Here is a 13542-nt window from a genome sequence, read left to right on the forward strand (position 1 = left end):
CTTCCCCCTATCTTGTAATTCCCATGGATTCCAGGACATCTGCCTGTTTCTTTTCCATACGTTTTGCTTCCTGCTCTTCCATATGATCGTATCCGACCAGATGCAGAAGACTGTGTACGATCAAAAAAGCATACTCCCTAAGCGGAGAATGGCCGTAGCTTTCTGCCTGCTGCAACACCTTGTCACCGGATATCACGATATCGCCAAGCAATAGTTCTCCCGTTTCCGGATGAAAACAGTCTGCCCCTTCCTCCTCCAGAAATGCAAAATCACCTTCTGTGACATAGTCTGTCATCGGAAAAGACAGCACATCAGTGGCACGGTCAATATCACGCTGTTCTTTGTTGATCTGGTGGATGGTCTCATCATCGGTCAGCAGAAGGCTTACTTCTGCCTCATAAGGACAGCCAAGATAATCCATCGTAAATGTAAATACCTTTTCCGCCACTTCCCTGGCATCAAACGGCAGCTCTTTTTCGTACTCGCTCTCAAAATTCAGTGTCATGATTTTCTCCTTGTTGTACCCGTCGAAGTCTTCGTTTTGCTCTTCACCGTTCTGTCTGTCTTTTTCTGTACAGCTTTCTTTTCGTATTCCTCATAGGCCTGCACAATCTTCTGCACCAGCGGATGACGTACAACGTCTTTGCTGGTCAGTTCACAGAACGAAATCCCATCTACTTTTTTCAGGACTTTCATGGCTACATCCAGTCCGGAAGCGGCACTGGATGGAAGGTCTTTCTGCGTTTTGTCACCAGTGATGATAACTTTTGAGCCAAAACCGATTCTTGTTAAGAACATTTTCATCTGTGCCGGCGTCGTATTCTGTGCCTCATCCAGAATGATAAAGGCATTGTCCAGAGTCCTTCCCCGCATATAGGCAAGCGGTGCTACTTCAATCAATCCTTTTTCCATGTTTTTGGCAAAACTTTCCGGTCCCATGATCTGATACAGTGCATCATAGAGCGGACGCAGATACGGATCGATCTTGCTCTGCAGATCCCCCGGCAGAAATCCAAGCTTTTCTCCTGCCTCGATCGCGGGCCTGGTCAGAATGATCCTGCCGACCTCATCGTTTTTAAATGCCTGGATCGCCATCGCCATGGCCAGATAAGTCTTTCCGGTTCCGGCAGGACCGATCCCGAAAACAATCATCTTTTTGCGGATTGCATCAACATACTGCTTCTGTCCAAGCGTCTTTGGTTTAATCGGCTTTCCGTTGATCGTATGGCAGATCGTATCCTGGTCGATCGCAGAAAGTGCTTCTTCTTTATCCTCATAAGAAAGTGCGATCGCATAGTCAACATTCTGTTCCTGAATAATATTTCCATGCTTTGACAGTTCGATCAGCTGTTCAAAAATCTTCCTGGCTTTGTTCACTGCCGTCTCCCCGCCGATGATCTTTAAAACGCCATCACGGTTCACAACGGTGATATTCAGTGCCCGCTCCATCTTTTTTATATGCTGGTCAAATTGTCCGAAAACATTTGTTTCATGCTCCGCCGGAACAGAAATACTTGCTTCTACAATACTCATTCCGTTGTTATCCTTTCTACACTTTTTCCGGCCTTCTCTATCAAAATAACAGACCCTTTTGCGATGCAATAGTTTGTATCAAACTCTATTTTAACATTATTTTCAAATATTTGAACCCCTTTTTCCTGAATTTTATTCAGAAAATCATACAGATCTTTTTCAGCCATGGCAGATGCTTCTTCTTCTGTCAATGTCACCGTTTCGTATGTATACTCGAAAAACTGCTGCTTTTCAAAAGAAACCGGAAGATAAAAATTCTGAAAAATGCATAGTGGATGCATCTCTGTCACCGTATCAAACGTCTGCATTTTTTTGCCGGCACCCGGCAGATACATCTGCCATTTTCCGACTCGAAGTCCGATCTTTTGTTTCTCTTTTCCGCTGTAATGCTTCTCTTTTCTCTTTAATCGTATCTTTTCCCGATATTCATAAGAAGTTTTAAGAAAAATATCTGCATCCGAAGCACAGTACTGATAACCGGATACTTCCCCGGAATCATCCAGGATCTCCAACTCTCCTTTCACAAGCAAGTCACCCTTTTTCACCGTGTCACCGACTGACACCATTGGTACTCCTTTTCTTGTGATCATGGATGTTATGACACCGTTTTTATCTGCGATCAGATCCGTGGGCAGATTTGCAGAATTTATTCCTTCTGTTTCTTTTTTTTCATTATTTTTCACATTTGCCTCAGGATCTGTGCTCTCTTTTACCTGGATCAGCAGTCTGGTTCCTTCCTGTTTTACGGAAACCCAGGTAAAAGCATCAAACTGTTTTCGCAGCATCGCCGCCAGTTCTTTGCAGTCGATCACGGAAATACGAGTGCCGTTTTCAATATGCACGGTTTCCAGATAGCGACAGATCTGTCCTCTTGTAATCTGCTGATTTCCCTCAATATCGATCCGCCACAAAAAGCAGGACATGAAATACAGAAGCAGGATACCGCACAGCAGTCCGGCAAACAGCATCTTTTTCTTCCGGCAGCGATATAAAAAAAACGGCAGTCCCTGCCGCCGTATGATCCTCACTCTGGTTCTGCTCTTTTTCACAAGCGGACGCAGCATGCGAAATCCCTGAACCGAAATATCCATCTCATAGGCATTTCCATGATACTCCAGATTCCACAGTGCAATTCCATGATTTGCACAGAGATTTAAAAAACGGTCATAACTTTCACCTGTTACGCTTATCCTCAGCATCCCTTTTCGGTATAAAAGAAGCTTCAAAACCAAGCTTTTGCCTCCTTATAAATAGCGGATCTGGTCGATCTGTCCGGTAATTTTCATCTCTTCTGAGGTATAAAACGGAATCTGAAGGTATCTGCCTTCGATCAAAATCCTTCCCTGCTTCCCGAGGATCAAAATACCGCAGTCTGTATATTCTAAAATCCCCCTGAAATTCTCTATGTATACCTCTTCTCTTCCGGTTATCTGAAGAAGAACGGCTCCTCTGGAGAGATCCTCCGGTATCTGGGCAGATTCTAAAATACGCTGCCGGATCGCTTTCTTTTTCGAACTCATACCGCTGTCATCACCTTTTATTATGCAGTTTATGTGATGCGTTTCCAAAAAATACCTGCCCTTTGCTTTCTTAGTTTCTCCTGCTGATCTGTTTTACGATCCTTTTTGGAAATCAGCAGCTCTTTTGATCATGATGAAAAAAAATAATGCCGTACCAGGTAACGGTATGACGGTCATAAAAATATTCGATGCCGCATTTTTCTGCCGCATCCGTCACTAAAATCCCCTGACTCTCAATACATGGGATCATATGTTCCGGATGGCGGCAACTTTCAGGGTATGCACACTGGCTGCAGATTGCACAGGATTCGGAAGAAAGAGCAAAGTATGCTTCGGATAACTGCTCCAGTTCCTGACAGATCGCGTGGACAACCTCTTCATGCTCCGGCCTGGTTGCAAGCGTCTCTTCCATATCGTCAATATCTTCCACTTCCGAGAGCGTCGTAAACACCAGTGCATACTGATAAGAAATGCAGTGTTTTTTACAGTCCGCAACCTCTCCCACAGCTGGCGGGCAGGACCAGGACTTTCCATACCTTGGACACTCCTTTTCGCAGATATACCGCACTTTATCCGAGAACAGAATATCCTCACTTTTCAGAAATCCATACTGACAAATTGGATAATCTGCAAGAAATGCTTCGATCTTTTCAAACAGATCCGCTTCACTTATCTTCATTTTTTTCACTTCTTTCTTGTTCTGCCGCATTTTCTGAACCTGTCATTTTACAGACGACCGCCGACTCCAGACGATGTTCTTTAATGGAAAGAATCTTGATATGCAGTCCGCATGCATCGACCTCAAACTGTGTTCCATCAGATGGGATCGTTCCGTATATGCCAAAGACAAAACCGCCAAAGGTATCATAATCCTCCACCGGAAGTTCCACTTCCAGTGCCTCCGCAGCATCTTCCAGATCTACACCTCCGTCAATCTTCCAGGTATCCTTTGAAATCCGGGAGATTTTCGGTTCTTCGGCAAGCTCTGCCAAATCATCTTCCAGATCCCCGACCAGCTGCTCTAACAGATCGTTCATCGTGACAATACCGACCATGCCGCCATACTCATCCAGAACCACCGCAAAATGGTTATGTGAGACTTTCATCCGCCGGAACAGAACATCTGCTTTTACCGATTTCGGGATAAACTGAGCCGGTTTCACGGCATGCTTCATAATGAAATCCTTTGTCCGCCCGCGGAACCGGAAGAAATCCTTGATATTCAATACGCCGACCACATGATCAACCGTCTCTTCGCAGACCGGATAAACGGTGTGGCGGCTGTCGTGAATGGTCTCCTCCCACTGTTGCAGCGTCTCATCCGTCCACAGAAGCCTGATGTCTGTCCGATGCGTGGCAAACTCATCCACTGCCATGTCATCAAATTCAAACAGATTTTGGATGATCTCATTTTCCTCCAGATCGATCACACCTTTTTTGCTTCCGGCATCTGCCATTTTCCGTATCTCTTCCTCGCTGACTTCCACCGCCTCCGCATTTGGATCGATCCCGAAAAGACGTAACAGAAGATTTGTAGTCGCATTTAAAAGAGCCGTAAACGGCGAAAAAACGATCCAGAACACTTCCAGAAGCCCGCTCATCCGAAATGCCAGCTTCTGCCCCCGTTTTGCCGCAAGACGCTTTGGCAGCAGGATACCAAAGACCAGCACCACATAGGAAAGCAAAAACGTGATCAGCACCAGAAAGATATTATGCCAGACTTTTGCCGAAACCAGGTGTGCAAATTGCTCCATCACAAGACCGGTCATCCACAGTGCAAGCAGATCTGCCGTAAAGGCACTGATCAGAAATCCGCACAGTGTGATCATCGCCTGGATCATGGTCAGAAATTTCGCCGGCTGTCTTAAAAATTTCAAAAGTCTTTCTGCTTTTTTGTTTTTTTCTTCCGCCATTTTCTCCAGTTCCGATGCATCCAGTGAGATCACTGCGATCTCCGCACAGGAACAGAACGCATCAATGGCGATCAGAACCAAGATCAAAATTATTTTTCCTATCAAAGGACTGTCTGCAATCATAAATGCTCCCTCACTCTGTCTTTTTTGAGAATCCCGCCCCCGCGATCAGCTCCTGTTCATCAAACAGCTGTGCCACCGTTTCCTCGTACGTCGAGACACTCTTCGTCTTTTTGATCTTCTTTGCATATTTCGAAGAAGCGGTAAACATATCTGCCGCATAGTACCAGAATTCTTTCATTTTAAACATGGCATTTTTATCATCCTGAAATGCTTCCCGGTATGCTTCAAAAATGCAGTCATGGAATACACGAAACCTCATCTTGTCCATGGCATTTTTGCCTTTTATTTCACCGATCAGTTCCGGATTGGCAAGCACTCCGCGTCCAAACATTACTGCCGGAACTTTTGGATACTGCTCCCTGAATCTTTCAAAATCTGCTTTTCGGAACAGATCTCCATTGTAACAGAGACTGTTTTTGCTGTTTTGGCAGGCATATGCAAACGTTTCCATATCCGGCGTTCCATTATAATACATGCACTGTAGACGTGGATGTATGATCAGTTCTTCAAACGGGAACTGATTGTATACCGAAAGCAGATCCTGAAATTCCTCTGCATGTTCCAGACCGATCCTCGTTTTCACTGAAATTTTGATCTTTATTTCCCGAAAAACTTCATCAAAAAAAAATTGCAGTGTCTCAGGATCTGAAAGAAACCCGGCTCCTCTGCCTTTGGTGACAACCGTTCTGGACGGACAACCCAGATTTAAATTGACTTCCTGATAACCATATTCTTCCAGAGCCTTTGTCATGGCAATAAAATCTGCTGCTTTGTTTGTCATGATCTGTGGGACAAGATGGATGTTCTGATTATGCTCGGGAAGGATATCGGCCTTTTCTTTTGCACTGAACTGTTTTCCGCTGTTTGGTTTCGGAACCAGAAACGGGGAAAAATATTTATCGGCCGGTGTAAAAAGCCTGGTATGTGCATTGCGGAAAATATATCCCGTGATCCCCTCAAGCGGTGCAAGATAATATCTCATAATACTGCTTCCGTCTCCTCTAATCTTTCGTAAAACTGTTCATAGAAATCCCTTGTCCTGTCATAGTTTCGCACATAAAACGTATTCAAAATTCCCATGGATACCGCTTTTCTGCTTTCATCCGACGAATCGTTTTCCAGAATCTCCTCCTGCTTTTTCAGATAAGCATGCCAGTCAGAAATAAATTTATCATGGCGTGCAGGATCTGGAATATCGATCCATTTTTTCACCTTCACCTTGAGCCGGTCTTTCTTTTCACACTCGTAGACTTGCAGAAAATAGCGAAATCCTTTTTCCTCATAGATTCTGCCAAGCGGAAAGAGACGACAGATATCCGGTCTTGCCCCATGGATCGTGCATCGCCCGGAATCATTCAAAAAAGCACAGGCTTCCTTTTCACCACGCATGGCCAGGTTCGGCAGGATCACACCGTCCGCCAGATTCAGTTCCACACCTTTTGTCATCAGTTCTCCAAAAGAAGCGTTCAGCTCCTTTTCAAGCCGGTAAATATCAAGCGGTGTCAGCACGATCGAAGTGCCCATCCCATGACAGCAGGCAGAACATCCCTCACATCCCCTGCAGTCTGCTTTTACCATATCATTTGGCCCATACAGCTTTCCGTCTGAAATTTCTTTTATATCGATATTACGTTTCACCTTTCTCCCTCCTCATATTGACATCTGCTCCTGTTAAGAGTACTATAAATTTCAAGAATATTCAACAAAAATCAACCAAACAAGGAGTAGATCTATGAACCCTGTACAGGAAACCGTTTTATTATATTACCCGAAGAAGCCCAAATACCTGCCGAAGATCAAATCCATCTTCGTTCAGCTCGGTATCCAGTTTCGTATTCTGGATGCCGCATCTACTGCTCAGAAGATCGGCTATCTCACCGGCCGTACAGGCTTCGAAAAAAGCACTTCCGATGTCCCTTTTTCAAAAATTCCACAATCTGTGATGGTGATGGATCATTTTTCTGGTGTGCGGATGGATGTGCTGTTTTCTTATTTGAAAAAAGCCGGCATTCCTTCCATCGACCTGAAGGCGATCGTGACCGATACCAACGCAGACTGGACATTTTTCGCACTCTATCAGGAGATTGCAAAAGAACATGCACGGATGCATGCAAGAAGAGCAATCGTCACACGTATCGAAGAGTCGGATTTTGGATGTGAAGGACGACCGGATGGGGTGATTGCAATGGATCATGTTTACCTGCGTTATGAGCAGGAATCCGAAGAATTCTGCCTGATGGCAGAAGATGATCAGCTCTATGCAGATCATATCGATGAAAACAGTACGGTTCTCGTAACCGCAGATGGGAAAATTCTGCCGCTGTAAATACAGCCGTTAAAATGAATCCCCTGGTATATCTCTGGTTGTTTTTTCATATAAATAACCAATTTCATACCAGGGGGTTTTTTATGTCTGTTTTTCCGTTCAAAAAAGCAGCTGTCACACTCTTGCTTCTGACAGCCGCCTACTTTTCCGGATTCGGGATCCATTATCTGTTTTCACAGCCGACCACGGTACTTCCTGCCTCATCTTCTTCAGAAGGCAACTGGGGACTCAGTTTTCAGGAAGAAGGTGTGCGGCCTGTCGGCAACGCCACGCCTTCTGAGCTTGCAAAATATCAGGCAGCCTACGCAGATGAAACAGACGAAAAAGTCATTTACCTCACCTTTGATGCCGGATATGAAAACGGCAATCTGCCTGCTATTCTGGATGCCCTGAAAAACCATCAGGCGGTTGGCACTTTCTTTGTCGTCGGAAATTTTCTGGAAACCAGTCCGGAACTTACCAAACGCATGGTAGCGGAAGGTCACATCGTCGGCAACCACACTTATCATCATCCGGATATGTCTAAAATCTCCACAAAGGAAGCTTTTGAAAAAGAGTTGAATGACGTGAAAACACTTTTTCAGTCGATCACCGGAAGCGAAATGGCTCACTACTACCGCCCACCTCAGGGAAAATACAGCACCTCCAACCTTGAAATGGCAAAAGAACTTGGCTACAAAACCTTCTTCTGGAGTCTCGCCTACGTGGACTGGATCCAGGATGAGCAGCCAACAAAAGAGCAGGCTTTTTCCAAACTTTTAAGCCGCATCCATCCGGGAGCCGTAGTTTTGCTTCACAGCACCTCTTCTACGAATGCAGCCATTCTCGATGAACTTCTGACAAAATGGGAAGAAATGGGGTATCATTTCGCTCCGTTATCTGAACTTGCTGACAAACTGTAGATCAGAGGTGCACAGAAGAATGCCGAGGCATTCTTAAGCACTACATAATAAACATCGCATCCCCAAAGGAGAAGAAACGATAACGCTCTTTTACCGCTTCCTCGTAAGCAGCCATGATCTTATCTTTTCCGGCCAGTGCAGAAACCAGCATCATCAGTGTGGACTCCGGCAGGTGGAAGTTTGTGATCAGACGGTCGATCATTTTAAACGGATAACCAGGATAAATAAAGATGTCCGTCCATCCGCTTCCTGCTTTTAAAATACCGTTTTCATCGGTTGCCGACTCCAGCGTACGGCAGCTTGTCGTTCCGACTGCCACAATCTTCCCGCCTGCTTTTTTCACACGGTTGATCAGCTCCGCCTGCTCCGGCTCCACAATGTAAAACTCTGAGTGCATGTGATGATCTGTCACATCTTCTACCTTGACCGGACGAAAGGTTCCAAGTCCGACATGTAAAGTCACATGTGCAATGTGAACGCCTTTCTTTTTGATTTCTTCCAACAGTTCTGGTGTAAAATGCAGTCCGGCTGTCGGTGCTGCGGCAGATCCATCGTGCTTTGCATACACCGTCTGATAACGGTTTTTGTCCTTGAGCTGGTGATGGATGTACGGCGGCAGCGGCATCTGTCCCAGTTTATCCAGGATTTCCTCAAAAATCCCCTCATACTCAAAACGGATCAGACGGTTTCCTTCGTCAACCACATCGATCACCTCACCGATCAGCAGCCCTTCGCCAAAACTGATTCTTGCACCGACACGACATTTCTTCCCCGGTTTTACCAGCGTTTCCCAGACATTATTCTCTCTTCTTTTTAGAAGCAGTACTTCAATCTTTGCATCCGTTCCGATCTTGCTTCCATAGAGTCTTGCCGGGATTACTTTCGTATTGTTGACTACCAGACAGTCTCCCGGGTTCAGATATTCAATGATATCACGGAAAACGCGATGCTGCGTCTTTCCGCTTTCTCTGTCAAGTACCAGCAGTCTGGAAGAGGAACGGTCTTCCAGTGGATCCTGTGCGATCAGTTCCTGCGGCAGATCAAAATAAAAATCCGATGTTTTCATATATATACTCCTTAATAATAAATATGATTTTCTTCAACTAAAACCGGCTTCTCGCCTCTGTTACAGGTTACAATCGACACGGCACAGTTTTTTGATACGCCGCCATGCCAGTAATCTTCCCGGTTGCTTTCTCTTATGCTGTTGAGCAGTCCGCGAAGTGCACAGCCATGCGTCGACACGAGGATCGTCTTATCTTGAAGTTCTTTTCGACTGCAGATATCTTCCATAAAATTCCGAGTACGCTTTTCCACATCATCCAGACTTTCCCCGCCCGGTGCTGCCACATAATCCTGCGGGGCATGGAAGAAGTTTTCAATCCACTGCTGCGGCACCTGCCGGTTTTCTTCTGCATAACAGCAGCCCTCATAGATTCCAAAGCTGATCTCGATCAGACGCTCATCCTCTATGATCGGGACCTCTCTTCCGGCAAGGATACACTGTGCCGTGTGTTTTGCACGGATCAGTGGACTGGTAAAAGCCATGTCAAACGTTACATCACGAAGTGCCTTTCCGGTCAACTCTGCCAGATAGATCCCATTTTCATTTAAATCAACGTCAGAACGCCCCTGGAGGCACTTACGTGCATTCCAGGGGGTCTGACCATGACGTATGATATACATTTTCATGTGTTATTCTCCAGATTACTGACGAAGTTCGATACCCATGCTTTCCAGCCCATTGAGGATCTTCTTCATCACCGTAGTGATCTCTGCTTCTTCCATGGTCTTGTCTTTTGCACGGAATACCACAGAATAAGCCATAGATTTATAGCCTTCTTTGATCTGAGTTCCTTCATAAATATCAAACAGTTTGAAGCTTTCCAGATGTTTGCCTCCACGCTGAACGATCATCTCTTCGATTTCACCGGCAAGTACATGTTTCGGAACCACCATACTGAGGTCACGTGTCACAGCCGGGAATTTCGGAATACCTTCGTATTTGCGGTCGAAGGAAGCTTTTTCCACGATCTTCGGCATGTCCAGAACGGCAACATATGCCTTTTCACCGATTCCGTAATTATCCAGAACCTGTGGATGAACTTCGCCCAGGAATCCAATCACTTCTCCGTCGTAGAGGATGTTTGCCTGTCTGCCCGGATGTAAAGATGGCTGTCCTGCGTTCGGATCGTACTGCGGAATCTTATGCATGCCTGCTTTTTCCAGGAACTCTTCTACAACACCTTTCATGACAAAGAAATCTCCACTGCCGTACATACCAAGCGTGAACTGCATACGCTCATCCGGAAGCTCGGTAAGCGGCAGTGCTTTCGGCAGATAAATGTTTGCCAGTTCATAGAGACGAACGTCTTTGTTTCTGTGGCTGTAGTTATAGCCAAGAGAAGAGAGCATACCATTTAAGGAAGTCGTTCTCATGATGCTGAAATCATCGCCGAGCGGGTTGGAGATCCTGATGGCCTGACGCAGTACAGAATCTTCAGGGATCAGCAGTTTGTCGAATACCTTCGGGCTTTCGAAGGAATAATTCATGCCCTGGGAGAATCCGCAGAATTCTGCGATATCTTTTGCAACATTTTCTACTCTGTGATGGAACTGAAGTTTACCTGTAGTAGCTTCTCCTTTTGGCAGCGTCGTCGGGATATTATCATATCCATAGAAACGTGCCACTTCTTCTGCGATATCTGCGGTGCGGAAAATGTCATGACGGAAGGTCGGTGCAATGATTTCATTGCTCTCTTCGTCATAGGCAAGTTCTACATTTGCAAGATAATCCAACATCTGTTCGCTGGACAGATTGGTTCCAAGCAGTGCATTGATGCGTTCCGGCTCAAATTTCACGCGAACCGGCTCTTTGCGTTTGGAGTATACATCTGCCATGCCACCGACTACTTCACCGGCACCCAGTTCTTCGATCAGCTGGCATGCACGATTGATCGCTGCCTGTGCATTGTTCGGATCCAGACCTTTTTCGAACTTGCCGGAAGCATCAGTTCTAAGACCGATTTTCTTTGCAGAAAGGCGGATGTTGGTGCCATCAAAACATGCAGCCTCAAACATCATCGTCTTTACATTGTCAGTGATCATGGAATTCTCACCGCCCATGATGCCGGCAATGCCAACAGCTTTCTCACCGTCACAGATCATCAGAACAGAATCATCCATCGTACGTTCCTGACCGTCCAGTGTGGTAAATTTTTCGCCGTTTTCGGCTCTGCGGACCACGATCTTATGACCTGCAAGGGTGTCATAATCATAGGCATGCATCGGCTGGCCGTATTCTTCCATTACATAGTTTGTGATATCGACAATGTTGTTGATCGGACGGATTCCGTTTGATGCCAGTCTTCTCTGCATCCATTTCGGTGACGGAGCGATCTTGATATTTTTTACGACACGTGCACAGTATCTCGGGCAGAGATCCTTGTCTGCCACTTCAACGGTCACATAATCGTTTGCATTTTCATCATTTCCGGTCTCTTTTACAACAGGAGGCACAAATTTTTTTCCGAAAGTTGCTGCCACTTCTCTTGCAATACCGATCACGCTGTAGCAGTCTACACGGTTGGATGTGATCTCGTATTCAAATACAACGTCATCCAGTCCCAGTGCTTTGATGGCACTTTCACCTACCACTGCATCTTCCGGGAAGATATAAATGCCATATTCCGGTGCTTCCGGATACATATCTCTGGTAGAACCAAGTTCTTCAATGGAGCACATCATACCATCTGACTCAATGCCGCGAAGTTTTCCTTTTTTGATCTTGATACCACCCGGTGTTTTTTTGCCGTCATGTCCGCCTGCAACGCGTCCGCCATCTAAAACAACCGGAACCTTGTCTCCTTCTTTTACATTCGGAGCACCGGTTACAATCTGGATCGTCTTCTCGCCGATATCGACCTGACAGATGATCAGTTTGTCTGCATCCGGATGTTTTTCAATTTTATCGATCTGACCGATGACGATCTTGTCCAGATCTGCATCCAGTCGCTCAAATCCTTCTACTTTTGTTCCGGATAATGTCATGGCATCTGTGTACTGCTGTGCCGTAACATCCAGCTCTGGAACATATGCTTTAATCCAAGATAATGATGTATTCATGGTTATATTTCCTTTCCTGTACTTTCCATTGATTTTCTGTTTCGCATCCGCATTTTTAGAACTGCTTCAGGAAGCGGATATCGTTCTTATATAATTCACGCATATCATCGATTTCATATTTCAGAAGTGCAATACGCTCCAGACCTACACCAAAAGCAAATCCGGTATATTCTTCCGGATCAATGCCGCACATCTCAAATACATGCGGATGAACCATACCGCAGCCAAGGATTTCGATCCAGCCGGAACCTTTACAGAAACGGCAGGAATGACCTTCAATCTCACCGCTGCCGCCGCATTTGAAGCAGCTTACGTCAACTTCCGCACTCGGCTCTGTGAATGGGAAATGATGCGGACGGAATTTCGTCTTTGTCTCCGGTCCGAACAACTGTTTTGCGAACTCTTCCAGAGTACCTTTCAGGTCTGCAAATGTAATATTTTTATCTACAACCAGACCTTCGATCTGATGGAAGGACGGGGAATGGGTTGCATCCACTTCGTCAGAACGGAATACTCGTCCCGGTGCGATCATACGGATCGGCAGTTTGCCCTGTTCCATAATGCGGGCCTGTACCGGAGAAGTCTGGGTACGAAGCACGATATCTTTATTGATATAGAATGTATCCTGCTCATCTTTTGCCGGATGGTTTGCCGGAATGTTCAGTTTTTCGAAGTTGTACAGATCATACTCGATCTCCGGTCCTTCTACGACTTCATATCCCATACCGACAAAGATACGCTCTACCTCTTCCAGAGCGATTGTATTCGGATGACGATGGCCAACGTTGATCTTCTTTGCCGGAAGTGTCACATCAATGACTTCCTGTTTCATCTTTTCTTCGCGTGCTTTTTCTTCCAGTTTTTTCTTTGTCTCTTCTAAAAACTCCTCAATCGCTTCTCTCGTTTCATTAACCATCTGGCCAACGAACGGACGCTCTTTTGGATCTACATTTTTCATTCCTTTTAATACAGCAGTCAGTTCACCCTTCTTTCCAAGAAAAGAAACCCTTACCTCATTCAGTTTATCAAGTCTGTTTGACTCGCGTATCTGTTTCAGTGCTTCCTCCCGGATTGCCTGCAGTTTGTCTTTCATGTCTCAT

14 protein-coding genes are annotated in these 13542 nt (G+C 45.5%); 2 read left to right on the plus strand and 12 right to left on the minus strand.

All coding sequences use genetic code 11. The features are described 5' to 3' along the window. Positions 1-7 precede the first annotated feature (7 nt). The 8 genes from ybeY to GPK60_RS14135 all read right to left on the minus strand — a co-directional run bounded on the left by ybeY (position 8) and on the right by GPK60_RS14135 (position 6727). Positions 8-505, minus strand: coding sequence for an rRNA maturation RNase YbeY (gene ybeY, locus GPK60_RS14100; protein WP_022118630.1), 498 nt, complete (start codon positions 503-505; stop codon positions 8-10). After that, positions 502-1533 (minus strand): PhoH family protein, encoded by a 1032-nt coding sequence (locus GPK60_RS14105; RefSeq protein ID WP_022118631.1) that lies wholly within the window; start codon positions 1531-1533, stop codon positions 502-504. Before GPK60_RS14105 ends, ybeY begins: the two co-directional genes overlap by 4 nt. Further along, positions 1530-2765 carry a sporulation protein YqfD gene (yqfD, locus tag GPK60_RS14110; protein ID WP_215660812.1) on the minus strand — a complete coding sequence of 412 codons (1236 nt, stop codon included), beginning with the start codon at positions 2763-2765 and terminating at the stop codon, positions 1530-1532. Before yqfD ends, GPK60_RS14105 begins: the two co-directional genes overlap by 4 nt. 12 nt (positions 2766-2777) lie before the next feature. Beyond that, positions 2778-3053, minus strand: a complete 276-nt coding sequence (locus GPK60_RS14115; RefSeq protein ID WP_022119797.1) for a YabP/YqfC family sporulation protein — start codon at positions 3051-3053, stop codon at positions 2778-2780. 112 nt (positions 3054-3165) lie between these two features. Then, on the minus strand, positions 3166-3732 hold the full coding sequence (locus GPK60_RS14120; RefSeq protein WP_147631411.1) for a DUF2284 domain-containing protein: 567 nt from the start codon (positions 3730-3732) through the stop codon (positions 3166-3168). Continuing rightward, positions 3719-5089, minus strand: coding sequence for a hemolysin family protein (locus GPK60_RS14125; RefSeq protein ID WP_252191417.1), 1371 nt, complete (start codon positions 5087-5089; stop codon positions 3719-3721). The genes GPK60_RS14120 and GPK60_RS14125 overlap by 14 nt, the downstream gene beginning before the upstream one ends. Before the next feature lie 10 nt (positions 5090-5099). Further along, entirely contained in the window at positions 5100-6071 is a 972-nt protein-coding gene (locus GPK60_RS14130) for a tRNA-dihydrouridine synthase family protein (RefSeq protein WP_215660814.1), read from the minus strand. Continuing rightward, positions 6068-6727 (minus strand): YkgJ family cysteine cluster protein, encoded by a 660-nt coding sequence (locus GPK60_RS14135; RefSeq protein WP_022119612.1) that lies wholly within the window; start codon positions 6725-6727, stop codon positions 6068-6070. The genes GPK60_RS14130 and GPK60_RS14135 overlap by 4 nt, the downstream gene beginning before the upstream one ends. Before the next feature lie 94 nt (positions 6728-6821). Between GPK60_RS14135 and GPK60_RS14140 the strand changes: the two genes are divergently transcribed. Together GPK60_RS14140 and GPK60_RS14145 are read left to right on the plus strand one after the other, a co-directional pair. After that, positions 6822-7415 (plus strand): DUF3783 domain-containing protein, encoded by a 594-nt coding sequence (locus GPK60_RS14140; RefSeq protein ID WP_215660815.1) that lies wholly within the window; start codon positions 6822-6824, stop codon positions 7413-7415. An 83-nt stretch (positions 7416-7498) separates the two neighbouring features. Then, positions 7499-8317, plus strand: coding sequence for a polysaccharide deacetylase family protein (locus tag GPK60_RS14145; RefSeq protein WP_215660816.1), 819 nt, complete (start codon positions 7499-7501; stop codon positions 8315-8317). A 40-nt stretch (positions 8318-8357) separates the two neighbouring features. Here the strand turns inward: GPK60_RS14145 and queA are convergent, their stop codons facing one another. The 4 genes from queA to pheS are packed head-to-tail and all read right to left on the minus strand — an operon-like array spanning position 8358 to position 13535. Continuing rightward, positions 8358-9383 (minus strand): tRNA preQ1(34) S-adenosylmethionine ribosyltransferase-isomerase QueA, encoded by a 1026-nt coding sequence (gene queA / locus GPK60_RS14150; protein ID WP_215660819.1) that lies wholly within the window; start codon positions 9381-9383, stop codon positions 8358-8360. 11 nt (positions 9384-9394) lie between these two features. Beyond that, positions 9395-10009 (minus strand): histidine phosphatase family protein, encoded by a 615-nt coding sequence (locus tag GPK60_RS14155; RefSeq protein WP_215660822.1) that lies wholly within the window; start codon positions 10007-10009, stop codon positions 9395-9397. A gap of 15 nt (positions 10010-10024) precedes the next feature. Beyond that, positions 10025-12442, minus strand: coding sequence for a phenylalanine--tRNA ligase subunit beta (pheT, locus tag GPK60_RS14160; RefSeq protein ID WP_173865592.1), 2418 nt, complete (start codon positions 12440-12442; stop codon positions 10025-10027). Positions 12443-12497: 55 nt separating this feature from the next. Beyond that, the gene (gene pheS, locus GPK60_RS14165; protein ID WP_022119606.1) at positions 12498-13535 is read right to left on the minus strand and encodes a phenylalanine--tRNA ligase subunit alpha; all 1038 of its coding nucleotides are present in this window, start codon (positions 13533-13535) and stop codon (positions 12498-12500) included. Positions 13536-13542: the final 7 nt, after the last annotated feature.

Source organism: Ruminococcus sp. MCC718 (assembly GCF_018783905.1).
Taxonomy (GTDB): domain Bacteria; phylum Bacillota; class Clostridia; order Lachnospirales; family Lachnospiraceae; genus Hominisplanchenecus; species Hominisplanchenecus faecis.

Excerpts from the sequence above, each read along its gene's own strand:
- ybeY (WP_022118630.1), bottom strand. The coding sequence starts at position 505 with ATGACACTGAATTTTGAGAGCGAGTACGAAAAAGAGCTGCCGTTTGAT.
- GPK60_RS14105 (WP_022118631.1), bottom strand. The coding sequence starts at position 1,533 with ATGAGTATTGTAGAAGCAAGTATTTCTGTTCCGGCGGAGCATGAAACA.
- GPK60_RS14115 (WP_022119797.1), bottom strand. The coding sequence starts at position 3,053 with ATGAGTTCGAAAAAGAAAGCGATCCGGCAGCGTATTTTAGAATCTGCC.
- GPK60_RS14120 (WP_147631411.1), bottom strand. The coding sequence starts at position 3,732 with ATGAAGATAAGTGAAGCGGATCTGTTTGAAAAGATCGAAGCATTTCTT.
- GPK60_RS14125 (WP_252191417.1), bottom strand. The coding sequence starts at position 5,089 with ATGATTGCAGACAGTCCTTTGATAGGAAAAATAATTTTGATCTTGGTT.
- GPK60_RS14130 (WP_215660814.1), bottom strand. The coding sequence starts at position 6,071 with ATGAGATATTATCTTGCACCGCTTGAGGGGATCACGGGATATATTTTC.
- GPK60_RS14140 (WP_215660815.1), top strand. The coding sequence starts at position 6,822 with ATGAACCCTGTACAGGAAACCGTTTTATTATATTACCCGAAGAAGCCC.
- GPK60_RS14145 (WP_215660816.1), top strand. The coding sequence starts at position 7,499 with ATGTCTGTTTTTCCGTTCAAAAAAGCAGCTGTCACACTCTTGCTTCTG.
- queA (WP_215660819.1), bottom strand. The coding sequence starts at position 9,383 with ATGAAAACATCGGATTTTTATTTTGATCTGCCGCAGGAACTGATCGCA.
- GPK60_RS14155 (WP_215660822.1), bottom strand. The coding sequence starts at position 10,009 with ATGAAAATGTATATCATACGTCATGGTCAGACCCCCTGGAATGCACGT.
- pheT (WP_173865592.1), bottom strand. The coding sequence starts at position 12,442 with ATGAATACATCATTATCTTGGATTAAAGCATATGTTCCAGAGCTGGAT.
- pheS (WP_022119606.1), bottom strand. The coding sequence starts at position 13,535 with ATGAAAGACAAACTGCAGGCAATCCGGGAGGAAGCACTGAAACAGATA.